Source organism: Mucilaginibacter sp. P19, assembly GCF_050632265.1.
GTDB classification, from domain to species: Bacteria; Bacteroidota; Bacteroidia; order Sphingobacteriales; family Sphingobacteriaceae; genus Mucilaginibacter; species Mucilaginibacter gossypii.
In genome coordinates this window covers 5132497-5153751 of sequence record NZ_CP192586.1, presented here as the reverse complement: position 1 = coordinate 5153751, position 21255 = coordinate 5132497, and the positions used below count along the sequence as shown (strand labels likewise).

Annotated in this window: 26 protein-coding genes and 1 pseudogene; 12 read left to right on the top strand and 15 right to left on the bottom strand. The window is 40.7% G+C overall.

Annotated features, from left to right (window positions below):
- Positions 1-59: 59 nt before the first annotated feature.
- Positions 60-473 (top strand): RNA-binding S4 domain-containing protein, encoded by a 414-nt coding sequence (locus tag ACQ86K_RS25125; RefSeq protein ID WP_091166679.1) that lies wholly within the window; start codon positions 60-62, stop codon positions 471-473.
- 111 nt (positions 474-584) lie between these two features.
- On the opposite strand, the gene ACQ86K_RS25120 is transcribed toward ACQ86K_RS25125, so the two are convergent.
- Positions 585-1064, bottom strand: a complete 480-nt coding sequence (locus ACQ86K_RS25120; protein WP_091166680.1) for a nucleoside deaminase — start codon at positions 1062-1064, stop codon at positions 585-587.
- A 125-nt stretch (positions 1065-1189) separates the two neighbouring features.
- Positions 1190-1783, bottom strand: a complete 594-nt coding sequence (locus ACQ86K_RS25115) for an OmpH family outer membrane protein (protein WP_090528531.1) — start codon at positions 1781-1783, stop codon at positions 1190-1192.
- Between the two features lie 427 nt (positions 1784-2210).
- On the opposite strand from ACQ86K_RS25115, the gene gyrB reads away from it, so the two are divergent.
- The 3 genes from gyrB (at position 2211) to ACQ86K_RS25100 (ending at position 5267) form a co-directional block, all read left to right on the top strand.
- Complete coding sequence (gene gyrB / locus ACQ86K_RS25110; protein ID WP_091166682.1) at positions 2211-4169, top strand: DNA topoisomerase (ATP-hydrolyzing) subunit B; 1959 nt, start codon at positions 2211-2213, stop codon at positions 4167-4169.
- A 283-nt stretch (positions 4170-4452) separates the two neighbouring features.
- The gene (locus tag ACQ86K_RS25105; protein ID WP_431199007.1) at positions 4453-4938 is read left to right on the top strand and encodes a YdeI/OmpD-associated family protein; all 486 of its coding nucleotides are present in this window, start codon (positions 4453-4455) and stop codon (positions 4936-4938) included.
- Between the two features lie 32 nt (positions 4939-4970).
- Positions 4971-5267, top strand: a complete 297-nt coding sequence (locus tag ACQ86K_RS25100) for a YciI family protein (RefSeq protein ID WP_431199006.1) — start codon at positions 4971-4973, stop codon at positions 5265-5267.
- A gap of 2 nt (positions 5268-5269) precedes the next feature.
- On the opposite strand, the gene ACQ86K_RS25095 is transcribed toward ACQ86K_RS25100, so the two are convergent.
- The 6 genes and pseudogenes from ACQ86K_RS25095 to rpsF all read right to left on the bottom strand — a co-directional run bounded on the left by ACQ86K_RS25095 (position 5270) and on the right by rpsF (position 8438).
- Entirely contained in the window at positions 5270-6355 is a 1086-nt protein-coding gene (locus ACQ86K_RS25095) for an alpha/beta hydrolase (RefSeq protein ID WP_091166689.1), read from the bottom strand.
- 116 nt (positions 6356-6471) lie between these two features.
- Positions 6472-6825, bottom strand: a complete 354-nt coding sequence (locus tag ACQ86K_RS25090; protein ID WP_431200928.1) for a transglycosylase domain-containing protein — start codon at positions 6823-6825, stop codon at positions 6472-6474.
- Between the two features lie 14 nt (positions 6826-6839).
- Positions 6840-7232 carry a transglycosylase domain-containing protein gene (locus ACQ86K_RS25085; RefSeq protein WP_431199005.1) on the bottom strand — a complete coding sequence of 131 codons (393 nt, stop codon included), beginning with the start codon at positions 7230-7232 and terminating at the stop codon, positions 6840-6842.
- Positions 7233-7348: 116 nt separating this feature from the next.
- A pseudogene (gene rplI / locus ACQ86K_RS25080) lies at positions 7349-7791 on the bottom strand (50S ribosomal protein L9).
- Positions 7792-7806: 15 nt separating this feature from the next.
- The gene (gene rpsR / locus ACQ86K_RS25075) at positions 7807-8070 is read right to left on the bottom strand and encodes a 30S ribosomal protein S18 (protein WP_022833472.1); all 264 of its coding nucleotides are present in this window, start codon (positions 8068-8070) and stop codon (positions 7807-7809) included.
- Positions 8070-8438 (bottom strand): 30S ribosomal protein S6, encoded by a 369-nt coding sequence (rpsF, locus tag ACQ86K_RS25070; protein ID WP_090528512.1) that lies wholly within the window; start codon positions 8436-8438, stop codon positions 8070-8072. The genes rpsR and rpsF overlap by 1 nt, the downstream gene beginning before the upstream one ends.
- 276 nt (positions 8439-8714) lie before the next feature.
- Here rpsF and ACQ86K_RS25065 point away from each other — a divergent pair, with 276 nt between their 5' ends.
- From ACQ86K_RS25065 to ACQ86K_RS25045, 5 genes are all read left to right on the top strand, one after another.
- Positions 8715-9206, top strand: a complete 492-nt coding sequence (locus ACQ86K_RS25065) for a hypothetical protein (RefSeq protein WP_431199004.1) — start codon at positions 8715-8717, stop codon at positions 9204-9206.
- 86 nt (positions 9207-9292) lie between these two features.
- Positions 9293-9529, top strand: coding sequence for a hypothetical protein (locus ACQ86K_RS25060; RefSeq protein WP_090528506.1), 237 nt, complete (start codon positions 9293-9295; stop codon positions 9527-9529).
- 468 nt (positions 9530-9997) lie between these two features.
- Positions 9998-11377: a capsule assembly Wzi family protein gene (locus ACQ86K_RS25055; RefSeq protein WP_431199003.1), complete on the top strand. Its 1380-nt coding sequence runs from the start codon at positions 9998-10000 to the stop codon at positions 11375-11377.
- 94 nt (positions 11378-11471) lie between these two features.
- The gene (gene dnaX, locus ACQ86K_RS25050) at positions 11472-12173 is read left to right on the top strand and encodes a DNA polymerase III subunit gamma/tau (RefSeq protein ID WP_431199002.1); all 702 of its coding nucleotides are present in this window, start codon (positions 11472-11474) and stop codon (positions 12171-12173) included.
- A gap of 14 nt (positions 12174-12187) precedes the next feature.
- Complete coding sequence (locus ACQ86K_RS25045; RefSeq protein ID WP_431200927.1) at positions 12188-13261, top strand: hypothetical protein; 1074 nt, start codon at positions 12188-12190, stop codon at positions 13259-13261.
- 73 nt (positions 13262-13334) lie between these two features.
- On the opposite strand, the gene ACQ86K_RS25040 is transcribed toward ACQ86K_RS25045, so the two are convergent.
- Together ACQ86K_RS25040 and ACQ86K_RS25035 are read right to left on the bottom strand one after the other, a co-directional pair.
- Positions 13335-13757 (bottom strand): hypothetical protein, encoded by a 423-nt coding sequence (locus ACQ86K_RS25040; RefSeq protein ID WP_091166701.1) that lies wholly within the window; start codon positions 13755-13757, stop codon positions 13335-13337.
- 82 nt (positions 13758-13839) lie between these two features.
- Positions 13840-14550, bottom strand: a complete 711-nt coding sequence (locus ACQ86K_RS25035; RefSeq protein WP_091166703.1) for a hypothetical protein — start codon at positions 14548-14550, stop codon at positions 13840-13842.
- Positions 14551-14762: 212 nt separating this feature from the next.
- Between ACQ86K_RS25035 and ACQ86K_RS25030 the strand changes: the two genes are divergently transcribed.
- The 3 genes from ACQ86K_RS25030 to ACQ86K_RS25020 all read left to right on the top strand — a co-directional run bounded on the left by ACQ86K_RS25030 (position 14763) and on the right by ACQ86K_RS25020 (position 17608).
- Positions 14763-15992, top strand: coding sequence for an NADP-dependent isocitrate dehydrogenase (locus tag ACQ86K_RS25030; RefSeq protein ID WP_090529643.1), 1230 nt, complete (start codon positions 14763-14765; stop codon positions 15990-15992).
- A 139-nt stretch (positions 15993-16131) separates the two neighbouring features.
- A complete protein-coding gene (locus ACQ86K_RS25025; protein ID WP_091166704.1) occupies positions 16132-17112 on the top strand; it encodes a type I phosphomannose isomerase catalytic subunit in 981 nt (326 codons plus the stop codon).
- 25 nt (positions 17113-17137) lie between these two features.
- Positions 17138-17608, top strand: coding sequence for a hypothetical protein (locus tag ACQ86K_RS25020; protein ID WP_091166706.1), 471 nt, complete (start codon positions 17138-17140; stop codon positions 17606-17608).
- A gap of 54 nt (positions 17609-17662) precedes the next feature.
- Here ACQ86K_RS25020 and ACQ86K_RS25015 read toward each other — a convergent pair whose 3' ends face one another.
- The 5 genes from ACQ86K_RS25015 to ACQ86K_RS24995 all read right to left on the bottom strand — a co-directional run bounded on the left by ACQ86K_RS25015 (position 17663) and on the right by ACQ86K_RS24995 (position 21131).
- On the bottom strand, positions 17663-18067 hold the full coding sequence (locus ACQ86K_RS25015; RefSeq protein ID WP_091166708.1) for a response regulator: 405 nt from the start codon (positions 18065-18067) through the stop codon (positions 17663-17665).
- Positions 18068-18083: 16 nt separating this feature from the next.
- A complete protein-coding gene (locus ACQ86K_RS25010) occupies positions 18084-19217 on the bottom strand; it encodes a sensor histidine kinase (protein ID WP_431199001.1) in 1134 nt (377 codons plus the stop codon).
- A 99-nt stretch (positions 19218-19316) separates the two neighbouring features.
- Positions 19317-19562, bottom strand: coding sequence for a hypothetical protein (locus tag ACQ86K_RS25005; RefSeq protein WP_431199000.1), 246 nt, complete (start codon positions 19560-19562; stop codon positions 19317-19319).
- A gap of 441 nt (positions 19563-20003) precedes the next feature.
- On the bottom strand, positions 20004-20660 hold the full coding sequence (locus ACQ86K_RS25000) for a DNA alkylation repair protein (RefSeq protein WP_091166712.1): 657 nt from the start codon (positions 20658-20660) through the stop codon (positions 20004-20006).
- Positions 20661-21131 (bottom strand): YciI family protein, encoded by a 471-nt coding sequence (locus ACQ86K_RS24995; protein ID WP_091166714.1) that lies wholly within the window; start codon positions 21129-21131, stop codon positions 20661-20663. It abuts the gene before it with no gap.
- Positions 21132-21255: the final 124 nt, after the last annotated feature.

Genomic DNA, 21255 nt, shown 5'->3' with positions numbered 1-21255 from the left:
AATGATATTGGTAAATTAGCCGGCCGACCGGATAATCGGTGTAAAAGCAATTGAATGTTATGGCCGAAAAAGAGAAACTGAGAATAGATAAATACCTGTGGGCCATCCGCGTGTTTAAAACCCGTACGCTTGCTTCTGATGCCTGTAAGGCCGGCCGCATCAAGCTGGATGGTAAAAACATCAAGCCGTCATACGAGGTGAAAATTGGTGATGTTTACCAGGTAGCAAAAGGTATAGAGCGCAAGGTAGTGAAGGTAACCGGCTTGTTGGAAAACCGGGTAGACGCCAAAACGGCCGTGAATTTTTATGAAGATATAACTCCTGTTGAACAAACCCAGGCCTTTAAATCAATGTTCCATGCCCCGATACTGAAGCGTGATCGTGGCACGGGCCGTCCCACTAAGGCCGACAGGCGCGAAATTGATGACCTGAAAGATAATTTTTTTGAAGAGCAGGAGGAGAACCAGGATTAAGCAGATTTTAGGGATTGATGGATTTTGATTTGCAAATGTGAATCAAATTCCTGCCCATCTGATAAATCCTACAAATCCGGGTTCAGACCAATTTACCCCCTCAAATTCCGGTCAATAATGATCTTTATGCTCGGTTGTTTCCCAAAGTTTAAAGGCAGTTAGCGCTTCATCACGAAGGATTTGGACAAAAGGAAGCTTGCGTTTTTCCATGGTGCAGCCCAGTTCATCATAAATAAAATGATCGTCGAACCCTATCGCAGCGGCATCGGCTTTGGTATTGGCGTAATAAATTTTATCTATACGTGCCCAGTAAATAGCGCCCAGGCACATTGGGCAGGGCTCACAGCTGGTATAAATTTCGCAGCCTGATAAATTATATGTTCCCAGTTCCTGGCAGGCCAGGCGGATCACCGAGACTTCGGCGTGTGCGGTAGGATCATTAGTGGGTACAACACGGTTGGCGCTGCGGGCTATGATCATGCCGTCCTTAACAATTACGGCCCCAAAAGGCCCGCCCATTCCGCGCTTTACATTGTCTTCGGCCAGTTCAATGGCTATGCGCATAAATTTTTCGTGTACCGTATTTTCCATATTGCCCTAAATTAAAAAACCTCAACCGAAGTTGAGGTTTTAATTTGAAAATGTGTCAATTTGAATATTTGAAAATGACTTGTAATGTTCAAATTACTTCATCATCAAATTTTCAAATCAGGATATTATTTTTTGTCTTTAGCGTAAGCTTCGTTAAGGCGTTTGGCAACGTCAACGGTAACATCTAAAGATGGATCACCATACAATACGGTTGGATTGGCTTTTGAATAGGTTAACACCAGTTTGTAGCCTTTTTCTTTAGCATAACCTTTTACAAAGTCGGCAATTTTATCATACAGTTTAGCATTTTCAGAAGCTTGCTCGTTTTGGAATTCGGCACCTGCATTTTGAGAGTAGCCTTGTAATTCCTGTTGTTTACGCTGTAACTGTTGCTCGGTAGCCTGGCGTTGATCAGCCGGCATGGTAGCCTGATTTTTCTGGTATTCGGCAACCTGGCGTTGAAATGCTTGACCGCGGTTTTGCAAGTCGGTTTGTGATGCTTTTCCTTTTTCTTCAAGGCGTTTTGACATATCCTTAAAGTAATCGTACTTGTTTAATAAAGAATCAGAGTTTACATAAACAATAGTTTCTTTATCAGGAGTTGCTGTGGTTGCAGCAGCCGGTTTATCGGCGGTTTTATTTTGAGTACAGGCCGCAACGCTACCTGCAATTGCTAATCCTAAAGTAAGTTTGGTTAAAACTGAAGCACTGGTTTTCATTTCTGTCAATCTGAAAATTATTATAAAATTTTGACAAAGATAATCTTTCATTGCAAGTATCCTAATGATTTCGAATATCGGATTTTCGATTTCGGATTTGTTTTTTAAAGATTACGTTGATTGATTTTTAGTTTAGTTTATGGGATTGCACCGATTAATTTTTGACTACACCGATTTTCCCTGAACCGGGATTTGGAGGGATCAAGGAATAACCAGCTTTTTGAAGCTATAAGCAAATTCGATAAATTCTTTAATTTCATAAAATTCGGGCTCAGACAAAATCAGCAGGGCAAATAAAATCCAATAAATCCTGAAAATCCACCCTAATCCCGGTTCTGACAACTCTCCACAACAGTACTTTTATCCACAAATAATCGTTAATACGGGGTATTTTTTGTAATTTTGAAGATTGTTTCATTAAATAAATATGAGCGAAGAAATTCAGGATAAATCCAATTATTCAGCAGATAACATACAGGTTTTAGAGGGTTTAGAGGCGGTACGTAAGCGTCCGTCGATGTACATTGGCGATACAGGTGTTAAAGGTTTGCACCACCTTGTATATGAAGTAGTTGATAACTCTATCGACGAAGCCCTTGCCGGTTATTGCGATGATATAAAAGTTACTATACATGTTGGCAATTCCATAACCGTATCAGATAACGGTCGTGGTATCCCTACGGGTATCAATACAAAAGAGGGTAAATCGGCGCTTGAAATTGTAATGACCGTTTTGCACGCCGGTGGTAAATTTGATAAGGATACTTATAAAGTATCCGGCGGTTTACACGGTGTGGGTGTGAGTTGCGTTAACGCATTATCAACCCATGTGAAGACCCTTGTGCACCGTGAAGGCAAGATCTTTACCCAGGAATACGAACGCGGCAAGCCGATGTTTGACGTTAAGGAAATTGGCGTATCTGATAAAACAGGTACTATCCAAACCTTTCAGCCCGATCCGGAAATTTTTACTACCACTACCGAGTATAAATATGATACGCTTGCTGCCCGTTTGCGTGAGTTGTCATTCCTGAACAAAGGCATTCGCCTGAGTTTAACCGATGAGCGTGAAACCCAGGAAGATGGTACTTTCCGTAGCGAAGAGTTTTTCTCAGAAGGTGGTTTGCGCGAGTTTGTTAAGTTTTTGGACGGAACACGTACATCGATCATCCCTGAGCCCATTTATGTAGATGGTAATAAGGGCGGTATCCCGGTTGAACTTGCCCTGCAGTATAATGATACTTACAGCGAGAATGTTTTTTCATATGTAAATAACATTAACACCATTGAGGGTGGTACGCACGTAGCAGGCTTCCGTCGCGGTTTAACCCGTACCTTAAAAGCTTATGCCGATAAAGAGGGCCTGCTGAAAAACGTAAAAGTTGAGATCAGCGGCGATGACTTCCGCGAAGGATTAACTGCCATTATATCAGTAAAAGTTCAGGAGCCTCAGTTTGAAGGCCAAACCAAAAGTAAGTTGGGTAACAACGAGGTAATGGGCGCGGTTGACGTAGCTGTGGGTGAAATTTTGGGTAACTTTTTGGAAGAGAACCCTAAAGAAGCCCGCCTGATTGTAAATAAAGTAATCCTTGCCGCTACCGCCCGTGCCGCCGCCCGTAAAGCGCGCGAAATGGTACAGCGCAAGAGTGTAATGACAGGTTCGGGTTTACCGGGCAAACTGTCTGATTGTGCCAATAGCGATCCAACCCTTTGCGAGCTATTCCTTGTGGAAGGTGACTCGGCGGGTGGTACCGCCAAACAGGGCCGTAACCGCGAGTACCAGGCTATTTTACCATTGCGTGGTAAGATCCTGAACGTGGAGAAAGCCATGGAGCACAAGATTTACGAAAACGAAGAGATCAAGAACATGTTTACCGGTTTGGGCGTAAGCCGCGGTACGCCTGAAGATGATAAAGCCCTTAACTTAACCAAGCTCCGTTACCATAAGATCATCATCATGACGGATGCCGACGTGGACGGTTCGCACATCACCACGCTGATCCTTACCTTCTTTTTCCGTTACATGAAGGAGCTTGTTGAAGCCGGTTATGTATATATTGCTTCACCGCCGCTTTACCAGGTTAAAAAAGGTAAGGAGTATGAATATTGCTGGAATGATGTACAGCGCGATGCTGCTATCCAGCGCCTTAAAGGTGCCGGTAAAGAAGACAGTGTGCACGTGCAGCGCTATAAAGGTTTGGGTGAGATGAACGATATCCAGCTTTGGGATACTACCATGAACCCCGCTACCCGCACGCTTAAACGTGCTACCATTGAAAACGCCGCCGAGTGCGACCATACCTTCAGCATGCTGATGGGTGATGAAGTTGCCCCACGCCGCGAGTTCATTGAGCGAAACGCTAAATATGCTAAGATAGATTCGTAAGCGATGCCCCGACCCCTGCAGGGGAGGGATGGTTGATACATTTTTAAGACCCGCTTCTTTTGAAGCGGGTTTTTTTGTAGGAGCTTGGTCCCTGCCAGGTTTGGCGGGGCGTATTTAAATCAATTTTGCCGGAGCTGTTGTAATCGCTAACTTTAATTATGGAACACTATGATAACCGGATTGATGCCTACATCGAAAAATCGCCCGAATTTGCAAAGCCGATTTTAAACTATCTGAGAGCTGTGGTGCATGAAGCCTCGCCTATGATAATTGAAACCATGAAATGGAGCATGCCTTTTTTGATTACAAAGGTGTGGTTTGCAATATGGCCGCTTTTAAACAACATTGCGCATTTGGTTTTTGGAAGGCATCGTTATTATATGACCCACAAAAGATATTGAGCCTGGCCGATCAGGCTGCAGGTAGCTTCGGTCGCCTGACCAGTATTGATGACCTTCCTCCAAAGGAAGCACTTATTGAGTTTATACAGCAGGCGATGGCCCTAAATGAAGATAATAAACCCAGGCCGGCTTCCCAAAAGAAGCCGCCCGCTCAACGCGACGAGTTGGTGGTACCTGACTACTTCGTGAAATTTTTAGAAGCCCATCCGCAAGCCTGGCTAAACCTTAACCAGTTCAGCTACTCGCAGAAAAAGGAGTATATTGAATGGATAACCGAGGCCAAAACCGAGGCCACCCGGCTTAAGCGTATGGAAACTGCCGCTGAGTGGCTTACTGAGGGTAAATCAAGGCACTGGAAGTACAAATAAATTCCCAATACCGAATATTAAACTTAACGCTTATGTTTTTCATCGATCTTAAGTATATCGCCCCTCTTGAAGAGGTTGATGCTTATATGGAGGTCCATCTAAAGCATCTTAATAAATATTATGATGAAAAGGTATTTGTTGTTTGGGGGCCTAAGGTGCCGCGCACGGGTGGGGTAATCCTGGCCCTTGCGGGCTCAAGGGAGCAAATAGAGAAGATCATTACCGAAGATCCCTTTTACAAGCATAAACTTGCTGAATTTACCGTCACCGAGTTCTTAACTCCTGTGTATCACCCAGATTTAACTGCGCTGCTGGACGGTGCAGAATAGGTTTAGTTTACTTTATCCAGCCGGGTTGGTTTTTCATTTGGAAAGCTGAAAACCATGTACATTTTGTTGCCTTCTGTATGGAAAGTAATATCGGCCCGTTCATTTTCGTACATAAAGAACGACGCTTTTGCATATGGCACAATTACCATAGGTATTGCATCATTTTGGACGAAGTATAGTTTGCCTTCAGCAACATAAGTCTTGAATTTGTTTTTGTCATCGCCTGCTATCTGGTAATTTCCTGCATATTGTTCCAGTTGCTTTGCAGATATATCAATAGCCTTATGCTGTTTACAATAGGCAAATTTTATTGCGTTTTGCATTACTTGCGCCAATGCTGCCCCATGCCCGGCATTTGGGGTGATTGCGATAGCAATATCAAGCCCTTTACAATGCTGGTTTTCCATGTAGATTTTAAAATCCCGAATGTTTTTGCTGGTTAAGAGCTCAAAAGAACCTACGCCTAAAAACACCCTGCAGTTAATGTCATGATTATTGGCAAAGTATTTTTTAGCCGAAGGGATTAGTTCACTTCCGCTGTTGCCGGGTGCCCCTATAAAGATCATATTAAATAGATTTGGATGCTCGAACAGTACCATGGTAGTGAACATGCCACCAAACGAATAACCGTATAGTGCTTTATTATCGCTTACACGGTATTTACTTTGTATAAATGGTATTACTTCCCGCTCAATAAATGATATGAACTTTGGTCCGCCGGTTGTGGGGTTCAGATCGCGGCTGCGCTGGTTTGGTTGGCTGCCGTAACCAATGCCTACAATGAGTGCTTCAGTGGTTTCATAATCCTGCCGGAGCATGTTGAAGCAGTTCATGGCAACGGTCATGTTCCAGTCGCCATCAGTCACGTACAACACCGGGTATTTGGTTTTAGTAGTATCATAACCCGGAGGAAAATGTACGTAGATGGTATAATCTTCACCAATAACTGTTGAGTGATAATCCCATTGCACCATGTCTTTGTCCGTAAAAGGGGCAGGGGTATCGCTTTTAACCTGCGCTGCAGCAATGTTTGCGAAAAAGATAAAAGCAAGTAGATAGAGGCTGGTCTTGATACTTTGTTTCAACATGGCGTGTGGTTATATAAATTAAGATAGTCTTAATTTACAAAAGGTTACAGCGTTGCTGAAATAAAAAAGGAATGCCGGGAAAGGAATTTTCATTCCCTCCTTAGGGGGCAAGGGGGCTAAAAATCCAGCGGCCCCAACCTTTTCATATTTTTCATAATAAGGTATTGCCTGTGCCTTAAATATTTGGTTGGGTTGGTGGCCGACCATTTCAGCGGGCTTGGGAAAATCACGGCTATGGCGGCAGCTTCCTGCCGGGTTAAATCGGAGGCTGGTTTGTGAAAATAAGCCTGCGAAGCAGCCTCAACACCGTATATTCCATCGCCCATTTCAATCTCGTTCAGGTAAACCTCCATGATGCGTTTTTTGCTCCAAAAGGTTTCTATTAATATGGTAAAATAAGCTTCGATGCCTTTACGGAGTATGGAACGGCCTTCCCAAAGGAAAACATTTTTGGCTACCTGCTGTGATATGGTACTGCCGCCAATTAGTTTTTTACTGTGCGAATTTTTTCGATGGCTTTTTCGATGGCGTTAAAATCGAAACCGTGGTGCTCTAAAAAAGTCTGGTCTTCGGCAGCAACGGCGGCACGTTTCATATTGTCGGAGATCTCGTCAAAATCTTTCCATTTTTTATCTATCTTCCATTCCTTACCTGCCGATTTACGCTGGAAGCCGCGTTCGATCATTAACCAGGTAAAAGGAGGGTTTATAAAACGGTAACCAATTACGCCCAAAAGGCTTAAACCGAAAAACAGGATGAATATCAGTTTAAAAATCCTGAATATCAATTTAGGAATGCCATAAAACTTTGAATCCGATTTTGAATTCCGTTTGCCCGACGTTGATTTTTGGTTGTTTTTGCCGAAGAATTTGAACACAGTTATAAAATATTTCCTGATAAAAGAAGAGGGTGCTTTGCTTTAGCAAAACACCCTCTAAAATTCTAAAATTTTTCCAGAAATCCGAAATCGAAACTCCGAATTCCGAAATATAATTATTCCGCTACTACTGCAAACGGAACCTGTACTTTAACTTCCTTGTGCAGGTTGATGTTGGCTACGTATTCACCAACAAATTTTGGCTCCTGGTCAAAAGTGATACGACGACGGTCAACTTCAAAACCTTCTTTTTCAATGCATCAGCAATTTGGATAGTGTTGATAGCACCGAAGATTTTGCCTGTTTCGCCGGCTTTAGCACCAATGTTAAGTTTAACACCTTCTAAACGAGCTGCAATAGCATCAGCATCCTTGCGGATTTTTTCTTGCTTAAATTGAGCTTGTTTAAGGTTTTCGGCTAAAACTTTACGTGCGCTTTCAGTAGCTAATATGGCGTAGCCTTTTGGTAAAAGGTAGTTACGGCCATAACCTGGTTTCACATTTACGATATCGTCTTTATCACCCAGGTTTTTTACATCTTGTTTTAAAATAACTTCCATTTCTTAAATCTCCTATTATTTTAATGAATCTGTAACGTAAGGTAATAAACCGATGTGGCGTGCGCGTTTAACAGCCTGAGCCACTTTACGCTGAAACTTCAATGAAGTACCGGTTAAACGGCGTGGTAATACTTTACCTTGGTCGTTAATGAACTTTAATAAAAAGTTTGCGTCTTTGTAATCAATATACTTGATACCGTTCTTTTTGAAACGGCAGTATTTTTTACGGTTATCCTCCACCTTTGGAGCGGTAACGTATTTAATTTGTTCGTTAGCCATTAGTTTGCTGCCTCCTCTGCTTTAGCTGCTGGTTTTTTGTTAAAAGCACCACTGCGTTTTTTGTCATTGTAAGCAATGGCATGTTTATCCAAAGCAATGGTCAGGAAACGCAAAACACGCTCATCGCGCCTTAACTCTATCTCCAATTTGTTAATTAATTCACCCGGAGCCTTAAATTCAGTTAAGTGATAGTACCCTGTAGTTTTCTTTTGGATTGGGTACGCTAATTTTCTCAAACCCCAATTATCCTCCTGGACAATTTCGGCTCCGCCATCAGTAAGAATTTTGCTGTATTTGGCATTTGCCTCTTTAGCAGTCTCTTCTGAAAGCAACGGGGTTAGAACGATCACGATTTCGTACTGTTGCATTATACTTGATTTTTAATTATTTGCCCGCCATAACGGGGCTGCAAATGTAGAGGTAATTATTGAAACAATCAAATGTTTTTAGATGAAATGCTACGTGTATAACAGCAAATTAGCCCGGCAGCGCTATATTAGCAGTCAAATTATTATTATGAAAAAGAACCTGCTCCTTTTTATCGCATTTTTTTAACAACAACCAGCGCAATAAAAGCACAAACAATAGGGCCCGCGCAACAACGCCTGCTTGATTCGCTTTGTAAAGAATTGTCCAAAATTGACGTGGCAAAGATATCTACCAAACAGGCTGCCAATGATGCTTTTGAAAAGTGTTTTGAAAACCATGCCGACTTGCTAATGGATGTAGCCAAAGAGCAAAATGTTGAGGTAACCGATGAACCGGCAATGAGTAAAGTAGGCGTGGAGATCGGTAAAAACCTGATGAAGCAAAAATGCGGATCTTTTATGCAACTCGCCATGAAAATGGGAAAGGATGGCGATGCTGAGGATACCGGTACCCAGGTTACTACCGGCGTATTTAAACGGATTGATACAAAGGGATTTAATTATATTGTTATAACAGATAAGGCAGCGGCCGAAAAATCATTTATCTGGCTCAGGCAGTTTTCCGGGTCTGAGAAATTTATAGATGCTTCACCGGCTAAACTTGCCGGTAAAAAACTCCAGATAACCTGGAAGGATATGGAAGTGTATCTGCCGCAAGCCAAGGGGTATTATACTGTAAAGGAAATAGTATCGATAGATATTCTGTAAACGAGGGAGAAATTGTGTTGATAAAAACAAAATTTTTTCTAAAACTTATGGCATAGCTTATGGTTTTACTTAAAAACTCATAAGCTATGCAACCCGCAACTATTCAAGCCGAAAAAGGAACAAGCAATCCGCTTACTTTCGATGAGATCTTAATGTATGGCGGAGGGGATGATCCCCTTGAAGGCGACTGGGATGACCAGGAAGATGAAGATTTTGATGATATCCTTGAGGATAAAGAAGATCTGCATGAAATACAGGTTGATGGCAGTATTGGTGAGCCCGACCCCGAAGATGATGATCATTTGCCTGATGATGATATTTAATATATTATGTGTTAAGTCTTGTTTGTTTGACCGCGACATATTAAGTTCCTTTTTGCTTATTCCTGTTTATTTTCCGTTGTTGCCTTAAAAGGTGATCAGGGCAATTTGTTTCACAAATTGAGTTAAAACAAAATTGCGTAACAATCATAGCGCATATTCTTTTGTGTCTATTTTTTCTCCATGATTTAATTTTTTTCTACCTGAATCTCATATGGTTAAACATATAGTTAAATTTAATTTCAAGTTAAAATGCGAATGATGTAATTTATTTGCTACATTACAATTGTTTTTGTATTAGTAATAGTATTATAAATGTGATTTTAATAAAAAAACAATATTATTTTTAATAAATTATCATTTTTCGTTATTTGAAATTAATCGTTAGCCGAAACTGTCTGTTATGAAAAAATTAGTCGTCTTATTGCCGATATTATTATCTTTTTTTTAGCAAAAGCACAAAATCAGGATGTGCATATTAGCCTGGAGGCCCAGGGCATTGTCACTACCAACAATTCAGTGCCATTTTGGTTAAGGGCAAATCAGTTTGGCAGTATTCCGTTATCGGGTGGGTCCGGTAGCTTAATCGGAAAAATTCGGAAAGATTATGATACAACAAAAACTTACGACTGGGCCGCATCCTTTGAAGGTAGAGGAAATGCCGGAAATAATAGCAAGTTTATTTTAGTTGAGGGATTTGTAAAGGCCCACGCCGGTATTTTTGAATTGAAAGCTGGCCGTTCAAAGGATATTGTGGGGCTTGTTGATTCAACTCTTTCTTCAGGTTCTTTTTCAATCTCTGGTAATGCCTTGGGTATCCCCAAGATAAGTTTAGGTATACCTGACTTTTATAGTATCCCGGTTTTGGGAAAACTGTTTGCATTTAAAGCAACTTTGGCAAATGGGTATTTAGGGAGTGTTAAAGTAAGAACAGGCGAAAAACCGTCAGATTTTAAAGGCTATTACATGGAAAATACCCTGTCCTTAAAAATAGGTAAGCCATCATGGAGATTTGATTTTTTGGCCTCTTATAATCACGAAGCATTATGGGGAAATGAAAGGCGTGTTTTTAAACGGTTTGAATTGTCTCCAGTCGACACCTATTGGTATGTGCTTTCTGGTAAACTATATCAGGGCAGTAAGGTTGGTAATCATTTAGGTTCAATAGATATAGGTGCTCAATATAAATTTGATGCACTTACAATTTCGGTATATCGTCAAAGCTTTTATGACATAGGTGCTTTAAAGTCTCTTGCAAATATAGCCGATGGTTTAAATGGTATAAGCTTAGTTAATAATAAACCAATTCAGAGTAGTTTTTACTGGAAGAAATTTTTATTCGAATTTTTATATACGGCGAACCAGGCCGGCACATTAAGTTCAAAACCAACCAAGTCTGGCGCCGAAAATTATTATAATAATTATGAATATGCAGAGGGTTGGTCATATAATGACATTGGCTTGGGTACGCCATTTATAACCACAATAAATGATGTGAAGAGCAAAGCAGGAAAAACATGGCAGTTTTTTATAAATAACAGGGTACTTGCTTTGCATGCTGCAACGCAGGTTTATGTAAACAACTGGCTTTATACAGCCAAATTATCCTATTCTAAAAATATGGGAACATTTGAAAATGGCACCGAAATATATCGTTCTTTAGGAGGGAAGTTAAAATATCCACCCCATTATGGTACCTTTAAAAAAGTGAATCAATATTCGACGTTTGTTGAAGGTTTGAGGCCTTTAAGAAATGGTTATTCTGTTGGATATGATCTGGCATATGATCATGGGGGCCTGCTTTACAATTCGTTTGGTATTATTTTAAAGCTGTCAAAAACATTTATGTAATAATGCCGGGTTTAACATGTGAAGAGGCCGGTGTGTAAAAAAATTAGCAAAACCGCTCTTTCACCAAATCTAATTTCTCACTACCTTAGCACTTGTGGATAATTTCATTGTTTCGGCCCGTAAGTATCGCCCGGCTACTTTTGAAACCGTTGTTGGTCAGCAACATATAACCAATACGCTCAAAAATGCTATAAAAAATAGCCAGCTGGCACAGGCATTTTTGTTCTGTGGTCCACGTGGTGTGGGCAAAACTACCTGCGCGCGGATCCTGGCTAAAACCATTAATTGTACCAATTTGCAGCCCAATGGCGAAGCCTGCGGCGAATGCGCTTCATGCAAGGCTTTTGAAAACGGAAATTCTTTTAATGTTCATGAGCTTGATGCTGCTTCAAACAATTCTGTTGATGATATCCGCAGTTTGATTGAACAGGTACGGATCCCGCCCCAGGCGGCACGTTACAAGGTTTATATTATTGATGAGGTGCACATGCTGTCGCAGGCCGCTTTTAACGCGTTCCTGAAAACACTTGAGGAGCCACCTCATTATGCCATATTTATATTGGCTACTACCGAAAAGCATAAGATCCTGCCAACCATTCTTTCGCGCTGCCAGATCTTTGATTTTAACCGCATCAGGGTTGAGGATATGGCCAACCACCTGGCATCAATTGCCGGCAAGGAAAGCATAGGTTATGAACCCGACGGCCTGCATATCATAGCCCAGAAAGCCGATGGCGGTTTGCGCGACGCGCTTTCGATGTTTGATCAGATCGTGAGTTTTTCGGGGGGAAGGTAACCTATCGCTCGGTTATTGATAACCTGAACATACTTGATTACGATTACTACTTTAATATAACCGGGAGCCTGCTTAAGGAAGATACCGCTAAAGTATTATTGTTTTTTGATGAGATCCTTTCGCGCGGGTTCGATGGCGCTCATTTTATAGCCGGGCTTTCTGAACATTTCAGAAATCTGTTGGTGGGGAAGGATCAATCGACATTAAAGCTGCTTGAGGTGAGTGAAGGCATTAAAACAAAATACCTGCAGCAATCGCAGCAGGCATCGGTGTCGTTTTTGCTCTCGGCCATGAATATTGCCAATCAGTGCGATATTAGTTATAAGCTCAGCAAAAATCAACGGCTCCAGGTTGAACTGGCATTACTTAAGATGTGCCACCTGCCATCGGTGTTTAACCTGGCAACCACACCACTCACTGTAACTTCCGCGACCGACGGGGGACTAAAAAAACCTGATACCTCAACAGTAACGTCTGTTAACGGAGCGCAGGCAAGCCCTGCTGTATCTGTGGTGAGCGAAGCCGCACCGGTATACAGTGCCCCACCAAAAGAGGTTGTAACGCCATCTGTACAGGTAAAAGAAACAATAACATCGCCTGCTGAAAAGCCTAAGATAGTAATGCCTTTGCGAAGTACGCTCACCCCTTCATTAACCGGTGAAGTTAAAACGCAGGAAGAATTACTTGAAGAAGAGGACCCATATTTAAAAGGAGAGGATAAAGAGGATTTTACCATGGATGCCTTTTTGCAATGCTGGAGCGATTTTGCTGCATTTGCAAAAAAAGAAGGTAAAAAAACTTTGCTAACCGTTCTTACAGCGGGCGCGCCGCGCATGCTAAAGCCCTATGTTTTTGAAGTAATAGTAGGCAATATGGTGCAGGAAAATATTTTCAGGGATGAAAAGCCCGTTATGTTGAATTACCTGCGCAGTGCACTTAAAAATTTTACTATCGAGGTAAACGCCAGGGTTGATGAACAAAAGGTAGTACGTAAGCCTTATACCGCGCCCGAAAAGTTTCAGCATATGGCAGCCCGCAACCCGCAGCTGCTGGAGTTGAAGAGCCGGTTTAATCTTGATTTTGATTAACCGGGTTTTAAATGCTGAGCAGTGAACTTGATTAAAAATCCACAACTCAGCAGTTAATAAATTATCTCAGGGGTTACCTATCATTTTTGGGGTATCCTTCTTCGTCAAGGTCGTCCCGGTCGTCTTCGGGAGTGTGAGAAAGGGCGGCATCAACCGGATCAATCTCAACGCTTTCTCCGTTGTCAATGTGCATTCCCAATTCATCTACATCGGTTTCAAGCGAACGGTCTTCGTCAAATTCGCCGTCTACATCGTAAGGGTTTGCCTCGTCATAGGTGGAGTTAAAATCCTCGCCGTTTTTTGCGGCAGTATGATACGGATCGGGATGGTCATAATCCGGGTCATCGCTTTTAACATCGTATTCGTAGCTATTATCGTCCGGGTTATAATTTAGGTCCTCCTTATCAATGGTTTCGCCCAGTTCATCTTTTAGGTTTTCGTCGCGATCAGGCAGATCATCATTGAAACCTGCATCGTCTATTTGATCGTTGTTCATAGGTTTGTTCTTTTATTATATAAATATACGCAGTAAAAATCCTGCCAAAAAGCAAATCAATCAAAAAAGATTTAGCCTAAGCTTAATAATGGATCTGTTTCCGGTAAGATGTAACACCACCAATGGCAAATTTAAAACCTAAAGTAACCTGCGAATACGCGTCGTTATGCGCGCCGGCAACGTAGGCGTCCAGATTATCGCCCATAATAAAATTGTATTGGTAACCCAGGTCAATTTTAACTGCAGGCTGGTTGTAACTGTTAAACAGCTTAAACTCATAACCCAGCCTTAGTGGTATAAATATTTCATTTGTTTTGCGTTCGTAGGGCAATACCCGGCCCTGCTCCAATAAAAGCGCATCCTCTGTCCTGTATACAACATTATTATTAATGTATCCTAATCCCGACGACAGGTAAAGGTTTTTAAAAGCATTGGCTATAGCACTTCTCGAGTAGTCAATCAATTCGCCTGCCTGTACCTGCACCCTGAAAGTGTAAGCACTGAAATGGTTTTCAAATTGCCTTTGTGTACTTGTAGCCGGCGAACCGCCTTTTAAACGGCCTACCTCCACATTAAATATATAATTTACAAACGGGCTTTGATTGTAAGTAAAGTTAAGATTTATGGAAGGTGTTGTTTTTAGGGTTTGCACATCGGTAGAACTGGCCTGGTTGATGCCTGCGGCAAAGCCAACGTCATATTGTGCATAATCAAAGCCTATTTGGGCTTTAGCTAAAAAAGATACAGAACACAGCAGGATTATAATGGAGGCTTTTAGTATGGATTTTATCATAAATAAACGGCAGCACCTGTATAAAAGGAGCTTGTTTTATGGTAAGCGTTTTATTTTATAAAAATAGCACCAAAGTTTATAAAAACAACAATGCCGGTACTAATAATTGTCATTATAACGAAATCTATAATTTTTCATTGCGTTATTTGATAAAATTGATAAAGTCAATTTTATATATTTGGGCCGTTTGTATAACAAAAACCACATCAGGCATGTCAAAAATAAAAGTAGAGAATCCGGTAGTTGAACTGGATGGCGATGAAATGACCCGAATAATCTGGAAATTCATTAAAGACAAATTGATTACCCCGTACCTTGATCTTGATATTAAATATTACGATCTGGGTATAGAGTACCGCGACCAAACCGACGACCAGGTAACTATTGACGCAGCTAACGCAATTAAGCAATACGGCGTTGGTATTAAATGTGCTACTATTACTCCCGACGAAGCAAGGGTGAAAGAGTTTGGGTTAAAACAAATGTGGAAATCGCCAAACGGTACTATCCGTAACATATTGGATGGTACTGTTTTTCGTGAGCCTATTGTTATGTCCAATGTACCCCGCCTGGTACCTAACTGGACAGCGCCTATCTGTATTGGCCGTCACGCGTTTGGCGATCAGTACCGTGCTACCGATTTCTTAACCAAAGGCAAAGGTAAATTAACCGTTAAGTTTACTCCTGAAGATGGCGGCCCCGAGCAATCATACGAGGTATTTAACTTTAAAGGTGATGGTGTTGCATTAACGATGTACAATACCGATGAGTCTATCAAAGGATTTGCGCATGCCTGCTTTAACCAGGCTTTAATGAAAGGCTGGCCTTTATACCTTTCAACCAAAAATACCATCCTTAAAAAATATGATGGCCGCTTCAAAGATATTTTTGAAGAGATCTATCAAAATGATTACAAACAAAAGTTTGAAGCAGCCGGTATCACGTATGAGCACCGCTTAATTGACGACATGGTTGCATCGGCCCTGAAATGGAACGGCAACTTTGTTTGGGCTTGTAAAAACTATGATGGCGACGTACAGTCAGATACTGTAGCACAAGGCTTTGGTTCATTAGGTTTAATGACCTCAACCCTGGTTACTCCTGATGGTACTGTAATGGAAGCTGAAGCTGCCCACGGTACTGTAACCCGTCACTATCGTGATCACCAGGCCGGTAAGCCAACTTCAACCAATCCAATTGCCTCTATTTTTGCATGGACAAGAGGTTTGGAATTCCGTGGCATCTTAGATAAGAACACTGAACTGATCAATTTCTGCAAGGCTTTGGAAGAAGTTTGTATTGAAACTGTTGAAAGCGGCAAAATGACCAAAGATTTGGCCATCACCATTAAACCAAAAGTGGAGCATGGTACCGATTACCTGTACACCGAAGAGTTTTTGGCTGCAATTGACGAAAACCTGAAAAAACGCTTAGGTAAATAATTGCCAGGCGATTTAAATAAGAAAAAGCTCATACATTATAGTATGGGCTTTTTTGTTACACATTAAGCTGAGTAAACCAATTTAGCGTTTTCAATTTTCTATTTAACTCCTAACTTAGCGGGCAAAAATACACAACACTATGTCGGCATTATATCCATTAAAATTTAAAACCATATATAAAGACAAGATATGGGGCGGTCAAAAGATAAAAACCTATTTGCATAAAGATTTTGGCAGCCTGCCCAACTGCGGCGAAACCTGGGAAATATCAGGCGTAAAATCTGATGTTTCGGTTGTAGCTTCGGGCGCTTTGGAAGGTGAATCACTAGCCGACTTATTAGAGCAATACAAAGATGAGCTGGTTGGTAAAAAGGTTTATGATCACTTTGGCAACATCTTCCCGTTATTGGTGAAATTTATTGATGCCAATGATGATCTTTCAGTACAGGTACACCCCGATGACAAGTTGGCCAAAGTACGCCATAACTCATTTGGTAAAACCGAAATGTGGTATATCATTGAAGCCGATCCGGGTTCGACACTGATTACCGGTTTTAATCAGGAAATGACCGAGCAAAAATATGTTGATGCTTTAAACAGCGGTCATATCATGGATATCCTTAACAAAGAGGATGCAGTAGCTGATGATGTTTTCTTTTTACCCGCAGGCAGGGTGCATACTATTGGCAAAGGTTTATTGATTGCCGAAATTCAGCAAACATCTGATATTACTTACCGTATTTACGATTTTGACCGTGTTGATGATAAAGGCAATAAACGCGAGTTACATACCGAAGAAGCTCTTGCCGCTATTGATTACAAGCATTATCCCGAATATAAAACCCGATATGAACCTAAAAAGAACGAGACTGTAAAACTGGTTACCTGCCCTTATTTTACTACCAATGTGCTCGATTTTGACGAAAGTACATCGAAAGACTATTCGGCACTTGATTCATTTGTGATCCATGTTTGTGTTGAAGGCGGTTATACTGTAAAATATAACAACCAGGCATATGCGGTTAAAATGGGCGAATGTATCCTGTTACCAAAAAGCATCGATAAAGTTGAGTTGGAAACAACAGGCGGCTTTAAAATACTGGAAAGCTATATTGAATAATAGCATACGGTTGTTTCCTGCGTTTATGAAAAAACAAATATATTTTTTAAGTCTGGCCACAGTAGCATTACTTGCGGGTAATGCCTGCAAAAAAGAAAAGGGTGAACCTGTAAATGCTTATGCAGGTAAGTATTCGCTGATATCAGAAACGAATATAAACATCACCACCGGTCACTCAGATACCTATACAAACGTTGTATCTCCATGCATAAGTGATAACCAAACTAACCTGAAAGGTGACGGCACATGGACAGCCGCTTACGTAGGCGCTGAAGATTGTTATGTTTCAAGGACTGATAATAGTTACACTATTATTGGGCAAAAGGGGGCATCTGCTTCAGGTTCCTGGGTGCAAAGCGGTAACCGGATAAAGTTTACTTTGTCTAATAAATCTGTTTCATACGGCGTGGTGAGCAATGTAGGCGGAAAAGTTCAGCTTACATTTAAAGATACCTCCCAATACTTTATTTCTACTTCGGTATTAATGAAGCAATAATAAATACGGAGCCTTTTAGGTTCCGTATTTATTTACTTGCTCGTTCACTTGCAGTTAAACGTTGTCAAAAACCTCTTTTAACTGATTTATTCTTACAGGTTTGAACAGATAGTCAGAAACCTCAGAAATATTTTTAGCCCGGTAGATATCGTTAAGATCAACTGACGAGCTCACGATATAAATAGCGATCTTTTTCCCCGTTTGGGGCTTTATTTTCGCAAATTCATGCATAAACTCCCAACCATCCATAACCGGCATATTAATATCCAGTAATATTACATCGGGTAAGTTATAATCTTCGTTTGCTTTTTTCAATGCGTAAATGGCTTCTTCTCCATTTACAAAATGGCTTAATTGGGTATTCAGCTCCTTTATGCTTATTAATTTTTTTAGGCCGTAAACGTAAATACTGTCATCATCCACAATCCAGGTGTTAGCCGGACTTCGCTCTGCAATCATCTCTTGGTAATTTTAATTATACCAATCTGATAGTAAATTTTGTGCCAACGTTTACTGTACTGTCAACTTTAATGCTTCCGCCTAATGCTTCAATCTGGTTACGGGTTATAAATAAGCCAATGCCTTTGGCATCCGTATTTTGATGAAATGTTTTATACATGCCAAAAATCTTATCGCCATAACGGTTAAGATCGATACCAATGCCGTTATCTTCAAAAATGAGATAAATATGTTTCCCTTCTGTAAAGGTATAGCATTTTATAACGGGCTGCCTGTCGGGGTGACTGTATTTTAAAGAGTTGGTAAGCAGGTTTTGTAAAATACTTTCCATGTAAGCCGGTATATAACTGATCTCGCGGCATTGCGTAAAGTCACTCTCTACGTGGGCGTTTATGGTCTCAATATTATTTTTTAGTGCCGAGCAAATGTTTTTGAACATCGGCTCCAACTCAACCACCTTCCGCTCTTTGGTAATTTCAGTTTGAATCTTAACTATTTCGTTGATGTGTTCGATGGTCAGATCCAGGCTGTCGCTGATGGTTTTAATATGCGAAAAGATCTCCTCCCGTTCTTCAGTTGTTTCGGTTTGTTCAAACAGGTTTACCATAAATTGAAGGTTGCCCGTATGCGAACGAAGATTATGTGAAACAATGTACGCGAAGTTTTGCAGGCGGCGGTTTTGGTCGGTCAGTAAATTTATCGACTGTTCAAGTTTCAGCAACTTTCTTTTTTCGCTGTCGATATCCTGAATAACCCCTTTAACAGATGTGCATTTGCCCAGGTGATCAATCACTGGTACAGCCTTTACTTTTAACCATAACATATTGTTTTTGGCCGAACGTAAAAGCAATTCAATATCAAAAGGCCTGCTATCTTCAACGGTATGGTTAATAGCATTTTGTAAAACAGGCCGGTACGGAGGCTCAAAAAAACTAATAAACTCTTCAACACTCAGTTTTAAATGATTTTGAAGATCAAATAAATCATATACCTGTTTTGACAGCACAATGGTATTGAGGTTTTGAGGGTCAATTTCCCAGATGCCTAAGCGTGCTGTTTTAAAGGCATCATCATTGGTGATTTGGTTATTTGCCGATAATAAGTCGTCTTGTTTGTAACGGTTGATGTTTATAAGCGAGCCATAAACCATACAGCCATGCTCATCGTCCAGTTTCCTGATAGCGGTTTCAAACCACTGGTACCCGTTTTTTTGTTAAAAAACGTAATTGAAGTGACGGTGTGTCTTCCGTTATCCTGTTGTTAATGGCGTTGAAAAAAACGGTTTATCGCCGTGGTAAAGCAGATGTTCAAAAAAAGTATAAGCATCACATTCAATTTCATTCACTTGATAGCCTAACAGTGTATAGAAGCCCGTTGACCATTTTACTTCCCTTGTATTGAAATTGTATTTCCAGATCCCCGTATCCAGATCATTGATCAAAGGGGTAAGATGTACATCATCGCCGGAAAGTTTACCCTTTTCAAAAAAACTCATATCAACAATCTGTTCACTAATTCAATTTGTTTTTGACACGTGCATATGATTAAAACGTGTGCCATGATTTGAACTTTTTATAATTTATAACCATTAGTTGTGTGTCGTGTCTTCTTCTCAATCATTATTCCACATTTGCCCGGGTTCAAATATAATATTTTTGATACTTTATAATGTATTCTTTTACTGGTATTTACGGTTTGGAGAATATTTGACTATATCTACTACTAATTGAAGTAATATTTTACAAAAATATGCTCAGACTCTATTTTTTGTGTTGAAAAATGAAGGTATCCTTCATGAAATTGTTTGATGTAATTTAATTGTAAAAAATAGCGGGTACTAAGTTAATAAATATGGGTGAACTATTATTGGTTATTATAATGTCCTATTTTACAGGCAATTTGCCGGAGTTTAACTTTGTGGAAAAATATTAAATCGTTATTTGCTTATTAGTTCATCAAGCGCGTTTTTTGCAATCCATTTGGCTGATTTGCTGGGCTGGCCATAAATATTTTGTGCAGTGTTAATGGCTTTAACTTTTAATATATTATTCCGTTTGCCTATTTGGCGTAAAGCCCAGTTAATAGCTTTTTTAACAAAGTTCCGGTCATCCCAGGCTTCCCGCTCCATAATAGGAAACAGGTTTGTAAATATTTCGTCGGGCGCCGTTTTATTATGAACTGCATATTCGGCCATTAAAACAAAACCGGCACGTTTTACAAATTCCTGCTCATGACTGCTATACTCAACAGCTTTATCAATGGCAAATGGGGTGCGGTCAAAAAGATTACCGCAAACCTGGTCGCAAATATCCCATGAATAAAAGTCGCCGGTCCAGCTGTCCATTAGTTCGGGGGTAACCTGTTTAGGATCGGCTATCATGGAGGCCAGCATCCGGGCTTCATGTATTTGCGTATCCCAAAGTGCTAAAGCCAGCTCATGATCTTTTTTAATGATCTTAGCCAGTTTGCGGATCTCCGGCAATTTTACCCCTAAAGCCCTCGAATTATCAATACCAAAACGGGCCATGCCTTTTAAGTACGCAGCATCAGCTTTTTCTTTAAGCTGTTCAAGTACAAATAGTACGTCATCCATTTAATTGGTCATGCTTTTCTTTTGGAGGGTATTGTGAATCGGCACTACCTGCATCAGCGCCGCGCTGCAATAAAAAGGATGAAGCTCCATCACTAAGGCCCCTGCTTTGATGGCTGGATCGGTTTCGGTGAGTTTTTGGGCTTCTTCTACGGTTTCTACATTAAAAATAAAGATCCCACGTAAGGGTTGGTTATCCAGAAACGGACCGGCCACAACTAACTTACCCTCGGCAGCAAGCCGGCCAATATTTTTAAGGTGCGCCATTTGCAGCTGCATATTAGCCGCCGAATCTTTGAGTTGCGTTGGCCCTTCTTTTAAAAAGGCTATCACATACTTTTTCATGCCGTAATCATCAGCCCCAAGCTTTTTAGCCAGGACAGCATCGTAAACAGGTTTTGAAGCAGCAGTATCCTGAGCTAAGCAGTTAAAGCTTAATGCAACAGCGGCAATGATGAGTAAAGCTTTCTTCATAAAAGTAATTATTGATTATATCAAATATAAATAATGCTGGCAAATAAAAAGCCGGGCAACCGCCCGGCTCCAAATCATAATTTCAATATTAAAAATCCGAAATCTAAATTCCGAAATCCGATAT